Here is a 21332-nt window from a genome sequence, read left to right on the forward strand (position 1 = left end):
GCGCGGGTTGCGGCGGCGGCACGGAACTAACGATGCCGCCAAAAGCGCCGCATCCCCACAAACGTCAGACAAGCAGGAGCAGTACCCATGGCAGTAAGCGTTTTCGATCTGTTCAAAGTCGGCATCGGGCCCTCCAGCTCGCACACGGTCGGGCCGATGCGCGCGGCACTCATGTTTGCCGAAGGACTTGAGCGCGACGGCCTGCTCGCGAGCACCGCCGCCGTCAAGGTCGAGCTGTACGGCTCGCTCGGCGCAACCGGCAAGGGCCACGGCACCGACCGCGGCGTCATGCTCGGTCTCATGGGCGACGCGCCCGACACCGTCAACCCCGACACGATCAACGAGCGTCTCGAAGCGGTTCGCACCTCGCGCCTGCTCGCGCTGCTCGGCCGCCATACGATCGGCTTCGTGCCGAAGGAGCACGTGGCGTTTTATCGCCAGGCGCTGCCCGAACACCCGAACGGCATGAAGCTGCGCGCGCTCGACGCGAACGGTGAAACGCTGCGCGAGAGCACGTATCTCTCGGTGGGCGGCGGCTTCGTCGTCACAGCCGGCGCGCCGAACACGAAGGTGCTGGCCGCCGCGCAGCAATTGCCGCATCCGTTCACCTCGGGCGCCCAGTTGCTCGCGCAGTGCGCCTCGACGGGCAAGAGCATCGCGCAGTTGATGCTCGAAAACGAGCGTGTCTGGCACAGCGACGAGGAGATCCGTTCAGGTCTCCTGCGCATTTGGGACGTGATGCAGTCATGCGTCTCGCGCGGTTGCGGCATCAACAATCCCGACGCCGATGGCACACTGCCCGGCCCCTTCGCCGTGAAGCGCCGCGCGGCGCAGCTATATCGCGCCCTCACCAGCCACCCCGAGCGCGCACTGCAAGACCCGCTCTCGATGATCGACTGGATCAACCTGTACGCCATCGCCGTGAACGAGGAAAACGCCGCTGGCGCTCGCGTGGTGACTGCGCCGACTAACGGCGCAGCGGGCATCATCCCCGCCGTGCTGCACTACTACGTGCGCTTTACGCCGGGCGCGAACGAGCAAGGCGTGATCGACTTCCTGCTCACCGCAGCCGCCATCGGCATTCTCTACAAGCTCAACGCGTCGATCTCCGGTGCGGAAGTGGGCTGCCAGGGCGAAGTGGGCGTGGCCTGCTCGATGGCCGCGGGCGCGCTCGCAGCCGTGCTGGGCGGCACGCCGCTGCAAGTCGAAAACGCCGCCGAAATCGGCATGGAGCACAACCTCGGCCTCACCTGCGATCCTGTGGGCGGCATGGTGCAGATTCCCTGCATCGAGCGCAACGCCATGGCTTCGGTGAAGGCCGTGAACGCCGCGCGCATGGCGCTGCGCGGCGACGGCGCGCACTATGTCTCGCTCGACTCCGTCATCAAGACGATGCGCGAGACCGGCGCCGACATGAAAACGAAGTACAAGGAGACCTCGCGCGGCGGCCTCGCGGTGAACATCGTCGAGTGCTGATTCGTTAAAGCGCTGTCGCCTTGCCTGAGCTATCCAGACGTAATCACGTAACGATTGAAGGAGACTTGACCGCCATGCAGCAGCCGAACGCATCCGCCACCACCGAAGCCACCACGACCGGGGCTCGCCTCGTCGTCGATGCACTCGTCGCCAATGGCGTCGAGCGCGTGTTCTGCGTACCGGGCGAGAGCTATCTCGCGGTGCTCGATTCGCTGTCCGACGAAACCGCGAAGATCGAAACCGTGGTGTGCCGTCACGAGGCGGCGGCGGCGAACATGGCGGAAGCGATCGGCAAGCTCACGGGCAAGCCGGGCGTGGCGCTCGTCACGCGCGGGCCCGGCGCCACGCACGCCTCGATTGGCGTGCACACGGCGTTCCAGGACTCCACGCCGATGATTCTGCTGATCGGCCAGGTCGCGCGCGATCAGATGGACCGCGAGGCGTTCCAGGAGATCGACTACCGGCGCATGTTCGGCCAGATGGCCAAGTGGGTCACGCAGATCGACGACGCGCGCCGCGTGCCCGAATATCTGAGCCATGCGTTCCATATCGCGATGTCGGGCCGGCCGGGCCCGGTCGTGCTCGCGCTGCCCGAAGACATGCTGAGCGGCGCGATTCCCGCCTCCGAAGCGCAGCCCATCGCCCCGCCCGCGCAACGCGTGCAGGCCTCGCCTTCCTCGGCGCAAATGGAGCGCGTGCGCGAGCTGCTCGCGGGCGCGAAGAAGCCGTTCGTGATTGCGGGCGGACATGGCTGGAATACGCTGGCGTGTGCCGATTTCCAGCGCTTCGTCGAGAACTGGCAATTGCCGGTTGGCCTCGCGTTCCGCTTCCAGGACACGCTCAACAACGACCACCCGAACTATGCGGGCGATGTGGGCCTCGGCGTGAATCCGGCGCTCGCCAAACGCATTCGCGAAGCCGACGTGCTGCTCGCGCTCGGTCCGCGTCTGGGCGAATCCACGACGGGCGGCTATACGCTCTTCGACATTCCGAAGACGAAGCAAACGCTCATACACGTGCATCAGGGCGCGGAGGAACTCGGCCGCGTCTACGCGGCGGATCTGCCGATCGTTTCGGGCCTCTCGGAATTCGCGGCGCTGCTCGCAGAACTGCCGGCGCCCGCTCAACCCGCATGGGCTGGCAGCGCTGCCGAAGCGCACGAGGCGTGGCACGCATGGCGCAAGCCGCTGCCGATGCCGGGCGACGTGCAACTCGGCGAAATCGTGCAGCAACTGCGCGCGCGCCTGCCTGACGACGCAATCGTCACGAACGGCGCGGGCAACTACGCAACGTGGCTCCATCGCCACTTCGCGTATCGCCACTTCCGCTCGCAACTCGCGCCCACGAGCGGCGCGATGGGCTATGGCGTGCCCGCCGCGATCGCCGCCAAGTCGCTCTATCCTTCGCGCACCGTGGTCGCGCTCGCGGGCGACGGCTGCTTCATGATGGCCTCGTCGGAACTCGCCACGGCGATGCAGTACGGGCTGAATGTCGTGTTCATCGTCGTGAACAACTCGCACTACGGCACGATCCGCATGCACCAGGAGCGCCACTATCCGAATCGCGTGCATGGCACGCAGCTCACGAACCCTGATTTCGCGGCGTTCGCGCAGTCGTTCGGCGCGCACGGCGAAGTCGTCACGACCACGGCGCAATTCGCGCCCGCGCTGGAGCGCGCGCTCACGGCCGGCAAACCCGCGCTGATCGAGATCCGCGTGACGAAGGAAGCGAGCACGCCTGCGGCTACGCTCGAACAGATTCGCGAAGCCGGCAAGAAAATGCGCGGACAATGACTGAAAAGGAATCCTGAATAAGCTCACCTTTGGAGCCGAACGGGTAGTCCTGAGCGCACAAACAAAAGCCCCGCCGATCTTTCGATCGCGCGGGGCTTTTTACTTCAGCCGAACGTCAGGCGCTTACTTGCCGCCCACGCTTTGCAGCGTCGTCCACTTGCCGTCGACAACCTTGTACAGCGTGATGCCGCCGTTTTTCAGGTCGCCGCGCTGGTCGTACGCGAGGTCCGACGTCGTGACTGCCGGCATGCTGGTCTTCGCGAGGAACGGCAGGTACTTCGCCGGATCCGTCGAGTTGGCCTTCTTCATGGCCGCGAACATCGCCATCGCGCCGTCGTAGGCGTACGGCGAGTACGTCTGGACGTCTTCGCCGAAGCGCTTCTTGTACTTCGCGACGTAGTCCTTGCCACCCGGCATCTGGTCGAGCGGCAGGCCGGCGAGCGACGCCACCGTGCCGTTTGCCGCGTCACCCGCGATCTGCAGGAAGGTCGGCGTGTGCACCATTTCGCCGCCCATCAGCGGAGCCTTGATGCCGAGCGACTTCATCTGCTTGACCATCGGTGCCGCTTGCGAATCCGCGCCGCCGAAGTAGACGAGGTCGGGGTTCATCGCCTTCGCCTTCGTCAGGACCGACTTGAAGTCGACGGCCTTGTCGTTGGTGTACTCGCGGTCGATGATCGTGCCGCCGGCCGCCTTCGCAGCCTTCGAGAACTCGTCGGCGAGACCCTGGCCGTAAGCCGTGCGGTCGTCGATCACGACGATCTTCTTCATGCCCAGGCTCTTCACCGCGAACGCACCCGCGACCGAACCTTGCTGCGTGTCCGAGGTCATCATGCGGAACGTCGTGTTGAAGCCTTGCTGCGTGTACTCAGGCGCCGTCGCCATGGCGATCTGCGGGATGCCTGCGTTCGCGTAGATGCGCGAAGCCGGGATCGTCGTGCCCGAGTTGAAGTGACCGAGCATGCCCTTGATGCCGTCGTCGACGAGCTTCTGTGCGACCGTCGTGCCCGTGCGCGGGTCGGCCTGATCGTCGGCCGAGTCGAGCACGAAGTGAACCGGCTTGCCGCCGATCACGGGCTTCGTCGCGTTGATGTCTTCGACTGCGAGCGTGATGCCGTTCTGGAAGTCCTTGCCATAGTGCGCCTGCGCACCCGTCATCGGACCGGCAAAACCGATCTTCACGTCTTCGGCTTGTTGTGCGTGCGCAGTCCCCGCCAGCGACAGGGCGGCGACAAGCGTCGCGCCTGCCAGCTGCTTCATCGTGTGTTGCATTGCTTCTCCTTGGTACCAGGTATCGAATGAGCGGCTTCGAATTCGTGATCCTTGCCGCTTCCTTGTCTTGAGACGACCGACAGTATGGCTGGTGCTTAACCGATCGTCATCAAATTTGCATTACCGCCTGCTGCTGCCGTATTCACGCTGACCGAACGTTCCGCGAGCAGTCGTTCGAGAGCGTAATCTTCATCGCCGTTGGCGAGCGCATGCGCCGCCACGCCCTGCACCGAGACGATCGGGCCGGGACGCTTGGCCACTTCCTTCACGAGTGCGAGCAACTCGTCGCTGTCGCCTTCGAAGAGGACTGCATCGAAGTCGGCGTCGGCCGTCTTCTTGATCGCCACGTGCGCCTTCAGCGTTGCCGGGAGCGCGTTCACCAGTGCTTCGCCCGCCGCGCCCTGGAACAGCGCGCGGTTGCCCGTTGCCAGCGCAACGGCGAGTTGTGCGCGTGCGCCCGTTGCCGTGGAGGCCACGCACAGCACCGTGCCGCGCGCCGAAAGCGTGTACGTATTGCGCTCGCCCGTCGGGCCCGGCAGAACCGCCGTGGCGCCTGCGAGCACGTATTCGAGGTAGCCGTCGCATCGCGCCGCAAGTGCGGGCTCGCGCTCGGCGATGAGCCAGTCGCGCAGCGCCGTGAGCGCGGCCTGTGCCGATTGCGGCGCGCCGTTGTTGCCTTCGGCTGCTTGAGGCGCATCCACGACGAGCACATCGGCGAGCGACTTCGGCAAACCTGCCGGACGCTTCGCAAGCAAACGCGAGAGATACAGCGCGCCACCCGCCTTCGGACCCGTACCCGACAGGCCTTCGCCGCCGAACGGCTGCACGCCCACCACCGCGCCGATCACGTTGCGGTTCACGTAGATGTTGCCCACGTGCGCACGGCCGATCACGTGCGCGATCGTTTCGTCGATACGCGTGTGAATGCCGAGCGTGAGACCGTAGCCCGTTGCGCGGATCTGCTCGAGCAGCTTGTCGAGCTGGCTGCGGCGATAGCGCACCACGTGCAGCACCGGGCCGAACACTTCGCGCTTGAGTTCGTCGAGGCTGTCGAGCTCGATGAGCGTGGGTGGCACGAACGTGCCTTGCGCGCAGGTGTCAGGCGTCGGCATCTGCTGGACCTTGCGGCCCTTCTCTCTCATGCCGGCAACGTGCGTATCGATGCCGCGCTTCGCGTCGATGTCGATCACGGGACCGACGTCGGTCGAGAGGCGGTCGGGGTTGCCCACCGCGAGTTCCTTCATCGCGCCCGTGAGCATTTCGAGCGTGCGGTCCGCCACGTCGTCCTGCAGGCACAGCACGCGCAGCGCGGAACAGCGCTGGCCCGCCGAATCGAACGCGCTTTGCAGCACGTCGGCCACGACCTGCTCCGCGAGCGCCGACGAATCGACGATCATCGCGTTCTGGCCGCCGGTTTCGGCGATCAGCGGAATCGGGCGGCCTTCGGAGTCGAGGCGCTCGGACAGCGTCTTGTTGATGAGGCGCGCAACTTCGGTCGAGCCCGTGAACATCACGGCACGCGTGCGGTGATCGGCGACGAGCGCCGCGCCCACCGTTTCGCCGTTGCCCGGCAGCAGTTGCACCGCGCCCGCCGGCACGCCGGCTTCGCGCAGGATGCGCACGGCTTGCGCGGCGATCAGCGGCGTTTGTTCGGCAGGCTTCGCGAGCACCGTGTTGCCGGCTGCGAGCGCGGCGGCTACCTGCCCCATGAAGATCGCGAGCGGGAAGTTCCACGGGCTGATACACACCACGGGGCCGAGCGGACGATGCGTGTCGTTCGAGAACTCTTCGCGAATCTGCGTGGAGTAGTAGCGCAGGAAGTCGATCGCCTCGCGAATTTCGGCCACGGCATTCGGCAGCGACTTGCCCGCTTCGCGCACGATCAGGCCCATCAGCGTGTGCATCTGCGCTTCGAGCAGATCGGCGGCGCGCGCGAGGCAGTCCGCGCGCGCTTCGACGGGCGTGGCCTGCCAGATCGGCGCAGCGGCTACGGCGTGCGCGAGCGCGGCGCTCACTTGCTCGCTCGTGGCTTCCGCGACGGTCCCAACGAGATCGCGATGATCGGCGGGATTGCGTACGTCGCGCGCGGCACCGTCAGCGATGTCGCTGTCGGCGAGCATCGGCGCGGCGCGCCACGGATGATGCGCGCTCGCCAGCAGCGCCGACGAAAGCGACGCGAGACGATGCTCGTTCGAGAGATCGAGGCCCATCGAATTGAAGCGCTCGTTGCCGAACAGCTCGCGCGGCAGCGGAATCTTCGCGTGCGGCGCGCCGAGCGGCACGACCTTCGCGGCCTCGTCGATCGGGTTTGCGACCAGTTCGCTCACCGGCACCGATGCATCGGCAATGCGGTTTACGAACGACGTGTTCGCGCCGTTTTCGAGCAGGCGGCGCACGAGATACGCGAGCAGCGTTTCGTGCGTGCCGACCGGCGCGTAGACGCGGCACGGGCGGTTGAGCTTACCCTGCGCGAGCGGGCCCGTAACTTCTTCGTACAGCGGCTCGCCCATGCCGTGCAGGCACTGGAATTCGTACTGGCCGGGATAGTAGTTCTGGCCCGCGAGGTGATAGATCGCCGAGAGCGTGTACGCGTTGTGCGTGGCGAACTGCGGATACACGGCATCCGGCGCGCCGAGCAGCTTCTTCGCGCAGGCGAGGTACGACACGTCCGTGTAGATCTTGCGCGTGTACACCGGGTAGCCTTCGAGGCCGTCCACCTGCGCGCGCTTGATTTCCGTATCCCAGTACGCGCCCTTCACGAGGCGCACCATGATGCGGTGACGGCTGCGGCGCGCGAGATCGACGATGTAGTCGATCACGAACGGGCAGCGCTTCTGGTAAGCCTGGACCACGAAGCCGATGCCGTTCCAGCCCGCCAGCTCCGGGTCGAAGCACAGCGCTTCGAGCAGGTCGAGCGAGAGCTCGAGGCGGTCGGCTTCTTCGGCGTCGATATTGAGGCCGATGTCATAGCGGCGTGCGAGCACGGCGAGCGCGCGCACGCGCGGCAGCAGCTCGCCCATCGTGCGTTCCTGCTGCGCGCGCGAGTAGCGCGGGTGCAGCGCGGAGAGCTTGATCGAGATGCCCGGGCCTTCGTAGATGCCGCGGCCACCCGCGGCCTTGCCGATGGCGTGGATCGCCTGCTCGTACGATGCGTAGTAGCGCTGAGCATCGGCTTCCGTCGTCGCGGCTTCGCCGAGCATGTCGTACGAGTAGCGGAAACCGCGCGCTTCGAACTTGCGGCTGTTGGCCAGCGCTTCGGAGATGTTCTCGCCGGTCACGAACTGCTCGCCCATCAGGCGCATGGCCATGTCCACGCCCTTGCGGATCAGCGGCTCGCCGCCCTTGCCGATCATGCGCGTCAGCGCCGACGACAGGCCGGTTTCGCTGTTGGTCGTGACGAGCTTGCCCGTGATCATGAGACCCCACGTGGCGGCGTTCACGAACAGCGACGGCGCGTGGCCCACGTGCGACTTCCAGTCGCCCTTGCTGATCTTGTCGCGAATGAGCGCATCGCGCGTGGCGCGGTCGGGAATGCGCAGCAGCGCTTCGGCAAGGCACATCAGCGCCACGCCTTCCTGGCTGGAGAGCGAAAACTCGTGGATCAGGCCTTCCACGCCGCCGCCGGTACCCTTCGCGCGCAGCGTTTCCACGAGCTTGGTGGCGAGCTTCGTGACGTCGCCGGTGAGGTTGGCCGGCAGGCGCGCCTCGCCGATCAGGAACGGCACGCACTCCGGCTCCGGGCGGCGGTACGCGGCCGTGATGGCCGCGCGCAGCACCGACTGCGGTTGCACGTTCTGCGCGAATTCGAGGAACGGGTGCGAGGCCGTTTCGTCGTCCTCGGCGGTAGCACCTTCCGCGAGATCGGTCGCACCGACGTGGCCATTGAGTTCGGGAGGCAGCTGGCCGTGCTCGATTTTCTCGAGATAGGCAAAGATGGCTTGCTTGATGAGCCAATGCGGCGTGCGCTCGAGCCGCGTGGCGGCGTCCTTGAGGCGGGCGCGGAGGAGATCGTCGACTTTGACGCCAAGTGTGGTGCTAGCCATGTTTCCTTCGTATGCCGGCGGATCCTTACCGGCGGTGACTAAAAAGTTGGCGAATCGTAACCCTACAAATAAAAAGGTGCAACCACTCCCTCAATATGGTTGCACCACTCTGGAAACCTTGTGCAGGCGGGCTTTGCGGCCGATGGCCGCCCACCGGGCCGCGCGGGTTGCGCTCGGTATTTTCCCTGGGCCAACAACACGCAGGACAACCCTAATCGATTCCGCGGCCGTGCCGTTATACAAACAAAGCGGGGGTTGTTGGTCACAAGAAAGAGCGAAGGGACCGGAAAATGGAAAAGCTGCTTGTAATCGCAGGAATCTGGACGATGTGCGCGATGTGCGCCGTGCTTTTCATGCGCGGTGCGACGGCGCCGGACGAACGCCGCATGAGCTTGAAGCGGGCGTCGCGTAGGGAAGTGGCCGATAGCGTCGGCCAGTAAGGAAGGAAACGGGAAGTCGAAGCCGGGTGGCCTCGCTGTTGCCTTAGGGCGCACGTCAGCGAGGCCACGTCGGCTGCTGGAAGGCTAGATATCGAGCGGATCGACTTCGAGATTCCAGCGCAGCACGCCGCGCAATGCGCGCAGCGCGGGCTGCCACGCGCGCAGCGTCGCCTGCAGCGCGGCACGCGACTGGCTTTCCACGAGCAGTTGCGCGCGATGCACGTTCATCACCTTCACGATGGTGAGCGGCACCGCGTCGTAAGCCATGACGCGCTCGGCGCCCGGAATCGCCGTGAGCGCCTCTGCGGCCTGGGCGAGAAACGCCAGCGCCGCCTCCAGCGTGCGCCCTTCGGCGCGCAGTAACGCCTGATAGACGAACGGCGGCAGGTGCGCGTCGCGCCGCTCCGCGATCTGCGTATTCGCAAAACCCACGTAGTCCTGACGTGCCAGCGCGTGGTAGAGCGCGTGGCGCGGATAGCGCGTCTGCACGAGCACTTCGCCGGGAAGCCCGGCGCGCCCCGCCCGCCCGCTCACCTGCATCAGTTGCGCGAACAGACGCTCGCTTGCCCGGAAATCGTGCGAAAAGAGCGCATTGTCGGCGTTCAGCACGCCAACCAGCGATACGCGCTGGAAATCGTGCCCCTTCGCGATCATCTGCGTGCCCACCAGAATGTCGACTTCGCCGGCGTGCACGTCGGAGAAAAGCGCCTGCGCGCTGCCCTTGCGGCGCGTGCTGTCGGCGTCGATGCGCAGCACCCGCGCGCCCGGCACCGCGCTCGCGAGCGCTTCCTCGATGCGCTGCGTGCCGCGCCCCATGGGCGCGATGTCGACGTTGCCGCACTCGGGGCACGAATGTGGAATGCGCGATTCCCAGCCGCAGTGATGACAGCGCAGCGCGCGCTCGGGCTTGTGCAGCACGACGTAGGCGCTGCAGCGCGGGCAGCCCGCTACCCAGCCGCAGGCATCGCACGCGAGCGTGGGCGCGTAGCCGCGACGGTTCAGGAACACGAGGCTCTGCTCGCCGCGCTCGAGACGCGCCTTCATCGCCGCGACCAAAGGCCCGGAAAGCCCTTCGAACGAGGCACGGCCGCGCCGCCGCTCCTCTTCGAGGTCGATCAGCTTGACGGTGGGGAGCACCGCGTCGGCAATGGCGCGGCGCGTAAGCGTGAGGCGCGTGTAGCGCCCCTGCTCGGCCTGCCACCAGCTTTCCAGCGACGGTGTGGCCGAGCCCAGCACGACCGGCACGCCGAGCTGCTTCGCGCGCCATACCGCAAGGTCGCGCGCCGAGTAGCGCAGCCCTTCCTGCTGCTTGTAGGCGGGGTCGTGCTCCTCGTCGACCACGAGCATCCTGAGGCGCGGCAGCGAAGCGAGCACCGCGAGCCGCGTGCCGAGCACGATGCGCGCGCGGCCCGTGTGCGCCGCGAGCCAGTTGCGGGCGCGCTCGCCCTCGGCCAGACCGCTGTGAAGCGTGACGATGGCTTCGCTGGCAAGCGTGGCCGCGAAGCGCGTGCGAAAGGCCGCCTCGAACTGCGGCGTGAGATTGATTTCAGGAACGAGCACGAGCGCCTGGGCGCCTGGGTCGCGCTCGAGCAGCGCCGCGAGCGCGCGCAGATAGACCTCGGTCTTGCCGCTGCCCGTCACGCCATGCAACAGGAAGGGCGCGAAACCGCTCGCCGCGCTGATCGCATCCACGGCGTCGGCCTGCTCGTCACTCAGGCGCGGAATGTCCACAGCGGCGGTGGCATCCGCTGCGCTGCTGGCCACGCTTGCGGCCGCGCCGAACTCGATGCATTCGTGCTCGACCCAGCCGGCTTCGCACCAGGCATCGAGCGTCGCAATCGCCTTGGGATGCAGCGCACGGGCCGCGGCTACGTCGAGCTCACCGCCATCGGTTAGCGCCTGCGCGAGACGGCGCAGCGCCGGGGCGCGCGCCGGCAACGCGTCGGGCAGCGCGGCGCGCCCTTGCGGCAACAGACGGTAGCGCTCCTCGGGCGCGAGCAGGCGCGCCCAGCGCGACGGATCGCGCAACGCCTGCGGCAGCGCCGGCAAGGCGACCTCGCCGAGGCCTCGCTGATAGTAGTCGGCGGCAAAGCCAGCCAGCGCGAGCCATTGCGCCGAAAGCGGCGGGCAGGCGGCGCACACCGCGCTCACGTCGCGGAGCTTGTTCGCGGGCACGTCGCTGTGAGCGTTCACTTCGCAGATCAGGCCGACCACATCGCGCCGCCCGAACGGCACCCGCACCAGCAAGCCGGGCTCGGGCGCGGTATCGAGGCTATAGCGATAGTCGTAGAGCGCGTCCAGAGGATGGTCCAGCGCCACGCGCACGAACTGCCCCGTCATGCTGCACTCCCAGGGAAGTTCCGTACGCTGGCGCACAGACACGCAAACCTAAAGTAATACTTGAGATTTCGCGCTAAGTTTTGGATTCCGCAGAACAATCGCGCCCCCGAATCTGCGCCTGTGGATAACTTTGTTGAGAACTTGCCAGCCGCTTCCACAGGGCGCCCGCGCAGGGTCGTTATGTGGGATACCGCACAGAGCGCCGTGGAGCGGCGAAAGCCTTGTCTGTCAAGGGTCTGATTGATTCTGCTCAGACTTAAGCGGGCCCCTGCGACAACCTTTCCCTCTTGCGCGCCGCAACGAGGCAAGTGTGCATAAGTCAAGTCTTGACAGGGCCGCGATGCCGTCTAGATGGCCTCTTGAGCCCGGTCATACCCTGACGCCCGGAGCCCAGCTTGCTGCGACGCACCAAAACGTCACGCACCGGTCGCGCGAATCGCGCGGCTGTGACGATGCACTTCGTCCACGAGTTCGGCCACGCTTTCGGGCGGCGTGAACTGCGAGATGCCGTGGCCGAGGTTGAACACGTGGCCGGGGTGCGCGCCAAAGCTGTCCAGTACCGCGCGCGCCTGCTCGCGAATCGCCGCGGGTGATGCGAACAGTACCGTGGGGTCGAGGTTGCCCTGCAGCGCCACGCGATCGCCTACGCGCTCGCGCGCGCGGCCAAGGTTAACGGTCCAGTCAAGGCCCACTGCGTCCACGCCCGTGTTGGCGATTTCATCGAGCCAGAGGCCGCCGCCCTTCGTGAACGTGATCACCGGCACGCGCTCGCCATCGTGCTCGCGCTTGAGTTGCGCCACGACCTGCGCGATGTAGGCGAGCGAAAAGCGCTGATAGGCGCCGTCCGCGAGTGCACCGCCCCAGGTGTCGAAGATCATCACGGCCTGCGCGCCCGCTTCGATCTGCGCGTTCAGGTAAGCCGCCACGGCCTGTGCGTTGACTTCGAGAATGCGCTGCATGAGGTCCGGGCGCGCGTACAGCATCGACTTCACCGTGCGGAAGTCGTCCGAGCCTCCACCTTCGACCATGTAGCACGCGAGCGTCCACGGGCTGCCGGAGAAGCCGATGAGCGGCACACGCTGGCGCCCGTCTGCATTGGTGAGCGCGCGGCGAATTTCGCGCACGGCGTCGGTCACATAGCCGAGCGTCGCACCGATGTCCGGCACGGCGAGGCGTGCCACATCTTCTTCAGTGCGCACGGGATGCGCGAACTTCGGCCCTTCGCCCGCCTGGAACGAGAGGCCGAGGCCCATCGCATCGGGAATCGTGAGGATGTCGGAGAACAGGATCGCGGCGTCGAGCGGATAGCGCTCGAGCGGCTGCAGCGTGACCTCGGTCGCGTAGTCGGGATTCTTCGCGAGGCCGAGGAAGCTGCCCGCGCGGCTGCGCGTGGCGTTGTACTCCGGCAGATAACGGCCTGCCTGGCGCATCAGCCAGATTGGCGTGTACTCGGTCGGCTGGCGCAGCAGCGCGCGCAGGAAGGTGTCGTTCAGGAGAGTGTGGGCCACGTGCTGGATGCGCGAAGTCGCGCCAAGGTTCGGAAGCAAGCGGCCATTTTACCGGAGCGGCCGCCCAGCCATGCCGTCGATGCCCCTGATGGGCAGGATCAGAAAGCGCAATAACACCGAAGTATAGGTCCTTGCCTACCCAGGTAAGTCCGCGCTTAACCGCAGGGGCACGCGAGGACTATGATCGGACGGCTTTCTAAAAAATTACATCGATCAAAACCATGGAAGGAGACACGATGAAAAAAGCCGCCCTCGGCCTGACGATCGTTGGCGCCGCACTGCTGAGCGCATGCGCCACGAACCAGTCCGCCGGAACCTCGACCAACGGTACGCAGGCCACCGCGGCCCCTTCACGGCTCGACGAAATCATCGCGCGCGGCACGTTGCGCGCCTGCACGACCGGCGACTACAAGCCCTACTCGTTCTACAGGCAGGACGGCACGTTCGAAGGCATCGATATCGACATGACGCAGTCGCTTGCGAAGTCGCTGGGCGTGAAGGCCGAGTTCGTAAAGACGTCGTGGTCGAACCTCATGAACGACTTCCTGGCGAAGTGCGACGTTGCAGTGGGTGGCGTCTCCACGACGCTCGATCGCCAGAAGCGCGCGTTCTTCACCGAGGCGTATCAAGTCGACGGCAAGACACCCATCGTGCGATGCGACGACGTCAAGAAGTACCAGACCGTCGCGCAGATCAACCAGCCTTCGGTGCGCGTGATCATGAATCCGGGCGGCACGAACGAGCGCTTTGCGAAGCAGTTCTTGCCGAATGCGAATCTCATCATGTATCCGGACAACGTGACGATCTTCAAGCAGATCCTCGCAGGCAACGCCGACGTGATGGTGACCGACGCTTCCGAGACCCTGCTGCAGCAGAAGCTCAACCCGGGCCTGTGCTCCGTGCATCCCGACAAGCCATTCCAGTACGGCGAGAAAGCGTGGATGGTGCCGCGCGGCGACGTGGTGTTCCAGCAGTATGTGGACCAGTGGCTGCATCTTGCGCGCGCGAGCGGCGAATATCAGGCAATCTCCGACAAGTGGCTGAAGTGATTCGCTGACCCGCGCCACGTTGTTATGTCCCTTCGAATTGCTACGATGAGTTGCAAGACGAGGCCGTAACGCGGGGCGCGCAAAGTTTGCATTTTACGCATACGAGCGAAACCGACACATTGCGCATGTGCGCAACCGGTAATTCCGTACGAAACGCGTCACGCGCAAAAGGCCCATGCTGTGGGCCTTTCTTCATGCGATACGAATCCTCTCGCGCGAGCGGCGATTCGGGCTGTCAAACAGCCGCGGAAAATAGCGGTAAAAATGACTTCCTTAAGACGCTCAGGATGGCAAAAAGAGGCTCGGAGCCTTATCTGGCGGGCGTTACAACCTGAAACACTTTGTTACCGCGAAGCCATCTTAATTCGCCCACAATGGGCTTCAACGGTTTCAACACGGATGTGGCTCGGTGCCAGTGTGAGCGGACACAAAACACCTGCCGGTCGGCACTACGCCGAAGCCCTCTCGAGGGGCATCCTTGTTGGAGCCGTGACCGGCGTCGAAGACGTTTCATGACCCGGCTCCTCCTTTGGTCTCCTCGCGCTAACCCCGTAGCGTGTGGTTTTTAGCGGGCTCCAGGCCCGCTTTTTTTTCGCCTGTACGTTTCGTTATTCGACAGGCATCGCCACGCATCCACTCCCTCCACCGCCGGAAAATCGTTCGGTTTCCCGATGATTTGTTCGCGCTCATGCATGGCGCCGCGACGGGATGATTCGTCCGCCGCGGCGTTGCCTCAACCCCGTCGTCAAGCCGTCTTCTGCTCGCTGATCTTGAGTTCGTCGATCATGCGCGCACGCATCACAAACTTCTGCACCTTGCCTGTCACCGTCATCGGCAGTTCGTCGACAAAGCGGATGTACTTTGGGATCTTGTAGTGCGCAATCTGCCCCTGGCAGAACGCCTGGATGTCTTCCGCCGTTGCCACTTCACCCGGACGCAGCACGATCCACGCGCACACTTCCTCACCGTACTTCGCATCGGGCACGCCGAATACCTGCGCCGATTGCACCTTCGGATGGCGGAACAGAAACTCTTCGATCTCGCGCGGGTAGATGTTCTCTCCGCCGCGAATGAGCATGTCCTTCAGGCGGCCGACGATGTTGCAGTAGCCTTCGGCGTCGATCGTGGCGAGATCGCCCGTATGCATCCAGCCATCGACGATCGACTCTGCCGTCTTCTCCTCATCGCCCCAGTAGCCCTGCATCACCGAATAGCCCTTCGTGCACAGCTCGCCGGTTTCGCCCACTGGCACGGTGTTGCCAAGCGCATCGACGATCTTCACTTCGAGATGCGGTTGAATGCGGCCCACGGTGGTCGTGCGCTTGTCGAGCGGATCGGTTGTTGAACTCTGGAACGACACCGGGCTCGTTTCCGTCATGCCATAGGCGATCGTGATTTCGGCAAGGTGCATCTTCGAAACGACGCGCTTCATCGTCTCGATCGGACACGGTGAACCGGCCATGATGCCCGTGCGCAGCTTCGTCAGGTCGAAGCTCGCGAAGTCCGGATGATCGAGCTCCGCGATAAACATCGTGGGCACGCCATGCAGTGCCGTGCAGCCCTCTTCCGCGACAGCGGCGAGCGTAGCGCGCGGATCGAAAGCCTCGCCCGGAAACACCATGTTCGCGCCCACCGAAACGCACGCGAGCACCGCGAGCACCATGCCGAAGCAGTGATAAAGCGGCACCGGAATGCAGAGCGAGTCTTCTTCCGTGAGGCGCATCGCCTGGGCGATGAAACGCCCGTTGTTGAGCACGTTGCGGTGCGTGAGCGTCGCGCCCTTCGGATTGCCGGTCGTGCCGCTCGTGAACTGAATGTTGATCGCGTCGTCGGGCGACAGCGTCGCATCGATGGCATCGAGCCACGCCGTGCCATCGCGGGCAATGCGCTCGCGGCCCATCTCCACGAGCTCGCTGAAGCAGAGCATGCCGGGCGTGGCCGTGTCGCACATGCGCACGACCGCACGCAGTTCAGGCAAGCGCGCGGCCTGCAACTGGCCGGGCGCAGCGGTCGCAAGCTCCGGCGCGAGCGTCTGCAGCATCTCCAGATACTTCGAAGTCTTGAAACTTTCCGCGGAGACGATCGCCTTGCAACCCACCTTGTTCAGCGCGTATTCGAGTTCGGCGAGGCGATACGCGGGATTGATGTTGACGAGCACCGCGCCGATACGCGCGGTCGCAAACTGGGTCAGCAACCATTCGACGCGATTGGGCGACCAGATGCCGACGCGATCCCCCTTGACGATGCCCAGCTCGGCGAAGCCGGCGGCGAGCACGTCCACTTCGGCGGCGAACTCGCGCCAGTTCCAGCGGATACCCTGCTCGCGGAACACCACGGCAGGCCGCTCGGGAAACTGCTTGGCGGTCGCCTGCAGGAAGGTGCCGAGGGTCGCGTCGCTGAGCGGCACGTCGGTCGTGCCTCGCACGTAGGAAAGACCGTCTTTCGGCGCGATGAGCGGCTCATGTACACCGGGCGCGGCGGGTGCGCCTGCTGCGTCGATTGCCATGATGGCTGTCTCCTGGGGAGCGTCACTCCCGCGTTTGAAATGAATTTGAAAACTATTGTGCCACCGGCTTTCCCGGCGGCGGCATCAAGTCTTACCCGCAGCGCATGTGTCTGAGCCCGCTGCGAACGCATGATTTGGCATTACCTTTCCGTAAACGTCAAGTATGTCAGAGCGTTTTTGTCGACCACCGCGGCTCACGGCATTTATGCCGCGTTTTTCATCGCGATGCCATCGGGCCGTGCCCGTTCGGTCCGTTCGGCGGCTCGCCAATGCAAAAAGGGCTCCCCAATCGGGGAGCCCTTTTCGCTTCGGACGCCGCGCCACGAGGGCGCGCGTACGAGAACCAATTAATGCTGGTTCATCTTGCGCAGGCGCTGGATCGCCGCGAGCTGAGCGACCGCGTAGGCCAGTTCGGCCTGGGCGGTGGCGTACTCGAGGTTCGAGCCGGCGTTCTGCAGCGTCTCTTCAGCGCGCTTGCGCGCTTCCGTGGCCTTTGCCTCGTCGAGGTCCTTGCCGCGGATCGCGGTGTCGGCGAGCACCGTGACGGCGCCCGGCTGCACTTCGAGAATGCCGCCTGCGACGAACACGAACTCTTCACCGCCGTCTTCCGCCACGATGCGCACGGCACCCGGACGAATACGCGTGATGAGCGGCGTGTGGCCCGGCAGAATACCCAGCTCGCCCGCCTCGCCCGGAAGCGCGACGAACTTCGCCTGGCCGTCGAAGATGTTCTCTTCGGCGCTGACGACGTCTACCTTGATGGTTGCTGCCATATGTGTCGACTCCTGTCGATCGGACTTAGCGCTTTAGCGCTTAGTCCGATCCCATGCACGGCTTAAGGGTTAATTGGTTGCGGTGACGGATAAGTCACAGATGACTTATCCATCCGTTGGCAACTCAACCCTTACTGGATCTTCTTGGCCTTTTCGAAGGCTTCGTCGATCGTGCCGACCATGTAGAACGCCTGCTCCGGCAGGTGATCGCACTCGCCGCCAACGATCATCTTGAAGCCGCGGATCGTTTCCTTCAGCGGCACGTACTTGCCCGGCGAGCCCGTGAAGACTTCCGCGACGTGGAACGGCTGCGAGAGGAAACGCTGGATCTTGCGTGCGCGGGAGACAGTCAGCTTGTCTTCCGGCGACAATTCGTCCATGCCCAGAATCGCGATAATGTCGCGCAGTTCCTTGTAGCGCTGCAGCGTTTGCTGCACGCCACGTGTGATCGAGTAGTGCTCTTCACCGATCACGTTCGGGTCGATCTGGCGCGAGGTCGAGTCGAGCGGATCGACTGCCGGGTAGATACCCAGCGAAGCGATGTCACGCGACAGCACGACGGTTGCGTCCAGGTGGCCGAAGGTCGTAGCCGGCGACGGGTCGGTCAAGTCGTCCGCAGGGACGTACACGGCCTGAACCGACGTAATCGAGCCCTTCTTGGTCGACGTGATGCGCTCTTGCAGCTTGCCCATCTCTTCAGCCAGCGTCGGCTGATAGCCCACTGCCGACGGCATACGGCCGAGCAGTGCCGACACTTCCGTGCCAGCCAGCGTGAAACGGTAGATGTTGTCGACGAAGAACAGGACGTCGAGGCCTTCGTCACGGAAGTACTCGGCCATCGTCAGGCCCGTCAGCGCGACGCGCAGACGGTTGCCCGGCGGCTCGTTCATCTGGCCGTACACCAGCGCGACCTTGTCGAGAACGTTCGAGTCCTTCATTTCGTGGTAGAAGTCGTTGCCCTCACGGGTACGCTCGCCCACGCCCGCGAACACGGAGAAACCGCCGTGCTCCTTCGCGATGTTGTTGATGAGCTCCATCATGTTGACGGTCTTGCCCACGCCAGCACCGCCGAACAGACCGACCTTGCCGCCCTTTGCGAACGGGCAGATCAGGTCGATAACCTTGATGCCGGTTTCGAGCAGTTCAGCCGACGGCGAGAGCTCGTCGAACGCCGGAGCCTTCTGGTGGATCGCGCGCGTCGTCTCGCTGACGATCGGACCCGCTTCGTCGATCGGGCGGCCCAGCACGTCCATGATGCGGCCGAGGGTCGGCTTGCCGACCGGCACGCTGATCGGCTTGCCCGTGTTCTTCACCACGGTGCCGCGACGCAGACCGTCCGAAGCGCCCAGACAGATGGTGCGGACAACGCCGTCGCCCAGCTGCTGCTGCACTTCGAGGGTCAGGTCCGACCCTTCGAGGATCAGCGCGTCGTAGATCTTCGGCATGCTTTCGCGCGGGAATTCCACGTCGATCACCGCGCCGATGCACTGTACGATCTTGCCTTCTACCAAAGCAGTTGTACTCATCGATTTTCCTTTAGATACCTGAATTCTTCACTCGCTCACCGGTTCAACACCGGCGCGGTTTCGCAATCGGTTCGCGACTATCAGACGGCTGCTGCGCCGCCGACGATTTCCGAAAGTTCCTTCGTAATCGCGGCCTGGCGGCTCTTGTTGTACGAGAGCTGCAGTTCGTTGATGACCGTCTTCGCGTTGTCCGACGCCGCCTTCATCGCCACCATACGGGCCGACTGCTCCGAAGCCATGTTTTCCGCCACGGCCTGATAGACCAGGGCTTCGACATAGCGCACCAGCAGTTCGTCCACGACGGTTTGCGCGTCCGGCTCGTAGATGTAGTCCCACGCCGACTTCGGTGTCGTGCCGTCGTCGTTTGCCGTGAGACGCTCAGCCGACAGCGGCAGCAGTTGCTCGATCACAGGCTCCTGCTTCATCGTGTTGACGAAGCGCGTGTACGCGATGTACACGGCGGAAAGCTTGCCTTCCGAGTACTGGTCGAGCTGCACCTTGATCGCGCCGATCAGCTTTTCGAGGTGCGGCGTGTCGCCGAGTTGCACAACGTTCGAGACGACCTTCGCGCGCAGACGATTCAGGAAACCGAGGCCCTTGCTGCCGATCGCAGTTGCTTCGATCGTCGTGCCGGATGCTTCCAGATCCTTGATCTTCTGCAGCGTTGCGCGCAGCACGTTGGTGTTCATCCCGCCGCACAGACCCTTGTCGGTCGTGACGAGAATCACGCCTGCGACCTTCGCACCGGTGTTCTCCACCATGAACGGGTGGCGGTACTCGGGGTTCGCACGGCTCATGTGCGCAGCGATGTCGCGGACCTTGTCGGCATACGGGCGGGCGGCGCGCATGCGCTCCTGGGCACGGCGCATTTTCGACGCCGCGACCATTTCCATCGCCTTGGTGATCTTGCGCGTGTTTTGCACGCTCTTGATCTTGCCGCGAATTTCCTTCATTCCAGCCATTGCTTGCTCCTTGATCGAAGCGAGGCGGGATTTAACGCCCCCCGCACCGCTTCAATGTCCGTTTATCGTGATTGATTCCCGGACGGATCAGTATGCGCCGGACTTCTTGAAGTCCTTGAGAGCCGCGTGGAGCGCGTTCTCGTCGTCCTTCGACAGGTCCTTCTTGTCCTCGATGCGCGCGACGAGGTCAGCGTGCTTCGACTTCAGGTATTCGCGCAGGCCCTTTTCGAACGGCAGGACGTCCTTGACTTCGATGTCGTCGAGGTAGCCGTTGTTCGCCGAGAACAGCGCCACAGCCAGTTCCCACACTTGCAGCGGCTGGTACTGCGGCTGCTTGAGCAGTTCCGTCACGCGGCGGCCGCGCTCGAGCTGCTTGCGGGTCGCTTCGTCGAGGTCCGATGCGAACTGGGCGAATGCCGCCAGTTCACGGTACTGCGCGAGGTCGGTACGGATACCGCCCGACAGCTTCTTGATGACCTTCGTCTGAGCCGCGCCACCCACACGCGACACCGAAACGCCGGCGTTGATAGCCGGGCGGATGCCTGCGTTGAAGAGGTCGGTTTCCAGGAAGATCTGGCCGTCGGTAATCGAGATCACGTTCGTCGGAACGAATGCGGTCACGTCGCCGGCTTGCGTTTCGATGATCGGCAGTGCGGTGAGCGAACCCGTCTTGCCCTTCACTTCGCCGTTCGTGAACTTCTCGACGTAGTCGGCCGACACGCGTGCAGCGCGTTCGAGCAGACGCGAGTGGAGATAGAACACGTCGCCGGGGTAAGCTTCACGGCCCGGCGGGCGGCGCAGCAGCAGCGAGATTTGACGGTATGCCCAAGCTTGCTTGGTCAAGTCGTCGTAAATGATCAGGGCGTCTTGACCGCGGTCGCGGAAGTATTCGCCCATCGTGCAGCCGGCGTACGGCGCGAGGTACTGCAGCGCGGCCGATTCCGAAGCCGAAGCGGCGACGACGATCGTGTATTCGATCGCGCCCGTTTCTTCGAGCTTGCGCAGCACGTTCTGGATCGACGAAGCCTTCTGACCGATGGCGACGTAGATACAGATCAGGTCCTTGCCCTTCTGGTTGATGATCGTGTCGACGGCCACTGCGGTCTTGCCGCACTGACGGTCGCCGATGATCAGCTCACGCTGGCCACGGCCGATCGGCACCATCGAGTCGATCGACTTCAGACCCGTTTGCACCGGCTGCGACACGCCTTCACGCCAGATCACGCCCGGAGCGATCTTTTCGATCGCGTCGGTCATCTTGGCGTTGACCGGGCCCTTGCCGTCGATCGGGTTGCCGAGCGGATCGACCACACGGCCGATCAGTTCGGGGCCAACCGGCACTTCGAGAATGCGGCCCGTCGTCTTGACGATGTCGCCTTCCGAGATGTGCTCGTACTCGCCCAGAATCACGGCGCCGACCGAGTCGCGCTCGAGGTTCAGCGCGAGGCCGAAGGTGTTGCCCGGGAATTCGAGCATTTCGCCCTGCATCACGTCCGACAGGCCGTGGATACGCACGATACCGTCGGTCACGGAGATCACGGTGCCCTGGTTGCGAACGTCTGCGCTCGCTTCAAGGCCCTGGATCCGGCTCTTGATCAGCTCGCTGATCTCAGAGGGATTGAGTTGCATTATTCGCTCCTGATG

General features: G+C 64.5%; 12 protein-coding genes. 3 read left to right on the top strand and 9 right to left on the bottom strand.

Features of this window, described 5'->3' with window-relative positions:
* The first annotated feature begins 87 nt into the window (after positions 1-87).
* Positions 88-1476 (top strand): L-serine ammonia-lyase, encoded by a 1389-nt coding sequence (locus FAZ97_RS14035; RefSeq protein WP_158758922.1) that lies wholly within the window; start codon positions 88-90, stop codon positions 1474-1476.
* 74 nt (positions 1477-1550) lie between these two features.
* Complete coding sequence (locus tag FAZ97_RS14040) at positions 1551-3269, top strand: thiamine pyrophosphate-binding protein (RefSeq protein WP_158758923.1); 1719 nt, start codon at positions 1551-1553, stop codon at positions 3267-3269.
* A gap of 123 nt (positions 3270-3392) precedes the next feature.
* On the opposite strand, the gene FAZ97_RS14045 is transcribed toward FAZ97_RS14040, so the two are convergent.
* From FAZ97_RS14045 to hemE, 4 genes are all read right to left on the bottom strand, one after another.
* A complete protein-coding gene (locus FAZ97_RS14045; RefSeq protein ID WP_158758924.1) occupies positions 3393-4541 on the bottom strand; it encodes a branched-chain amino acid ABC transporter substrate-binding protein in 1149 nt (382 codons plus the stop codon).
* A 95-nt stretch (positions 4542-4636) separates the two neighbouring features.
* Positions 4637-8584 carry a trifunctional transcriptional regulator/proline dehydrogenase/L-glutamate gamma-semialdehyde dehydrogenase gene (gene putA, locus FAZ97_RS14050; protein ID WP_158758925.1) on the bottom strand — a complete coding sequence of 1316 codons (3948 nt, stop codon included), beginning with the start codon at positions 8582-8584 and terminating at the stop codon, positions 4637-4639.
* 524 nt (positions 8585-9108) lie between these two features.
* Positions 9109-11364: a primosomal protein N' gene (locus FAZ97_RS14055; RefSeq protein WP_158758926.1), complete on the bottom strand. Its 2256-nt coding sequence runs from the start codon at positions 11362-11364 to the stop codon at positions 9109-9111.
* Between the two features lie 416 nt (positions 11365-11780).
* On the bottom strand, positions 11781-12872 hold the full coding sequence (gene hemE, locus FAZ97_RS14060; RefSeq protein WP_158758927.1) for a uroporphyrinogen decarboxylase: 1092 nt from the start codon (positions 12870-12872) through the stop codon (positions 11781-11783).
* Positions 12873-13108: 236 nt separating this feature from the next.
* Here hemE and FAZ97_RS14065 point away from each other — a divergent pair, with 236 nt between their 5' ends.
* Positions 13109-13921 (top strand): transporter substrate-binding domain-containing protein, encoded by an 813-nt coding sequence (locus FAZ97_RS14065; RefSeq protein ID WP_158758928.1) that lies wholly within the window; start codon positions 13109-13111, stop codon positions 13919-13921.
* 745 nt (positions 13922-14666) lie between these two features.
* On the opposite strand, the gene FAZ97_RS14070 is transcribed toward FAZ97_RS14065, so the two are convergent.
* The 5 genes from FAZ97_RS14070 to atpA all read right to left on the bottom strand — a co-directional run bounded on the left by FAZ97_RS14070 (position 14667) and on the right by atpA (position 21317).
* Positions 14667-16427: an AMP-binding protein gene (locus tag FAZ97_RS14070; protein ID WP_158758929.1), complete on the bottom strand. Its 1761-nt coding sequence runs from the start codon at positions 16425-16427 to the stop codon at positions 14667-14669.
* Between the two features lie 347 nt (positions 16428-16774).
* A complete protein-coding gene (locus FAZ97_RS14075) occupies positions 16775-17200 on the bottom strand; it encodes a F0F1 ATP synthase subunit epsilon (RefSeq protein ID WP_158758930.1) in 426 nt (141 codons plus the stop codon).
* A 131-nt stretch (positions 17201-17331) separates the two neighbouring features.
* A complete protein-coding gene (gene atpD, locus FAZ97_RS14080) occupies positions 17332-18726 on the bottom strand; it encodes a F0F1 ATP synthase subunit beta (protein ID WP_158758931.1) in 1395 nt (464 codons plus the stop codon).
* Positions 18727-18806: 80 nt separating this feature from the next.
* Positions 18807-19688: a F0F1 ATP synthase subunit gamma gene (gene atpG / locus FAZ97_RS14085; protein ID WP_158758932.1), complete on the bottom strand. Its 882-nt coding sequence runs from the start codon at positions 19686-19688 to the stop codon at positions 18807-18809.
* An 87-nt stretch (positions 19689-19775) separates the two neighbouring features.
* Positions 19776-21317, bottom strand: a complete 1542-nt coding sequence (gene atpA / locus FAZ97_RS14090) for a F0F1 ATP synthase subunit alpha (RefSeq protein WP_158758933.1) — start codon at positions 21315-21317, stop codon at positions 19776-19778.
* Positions 21318-21332 lie beyond the last annotated feature (15 nt).

This window comes from Paraburkholderia acidiphila (assembly GCF_009789655.1).
Classification (GTDB): Bacteria; Pseudomonadota; Gammaproteobacteria; order Burkholderiales; family Burkholderiaceae; genus Paraburkholderia; species Paraburkholderia acidiphila.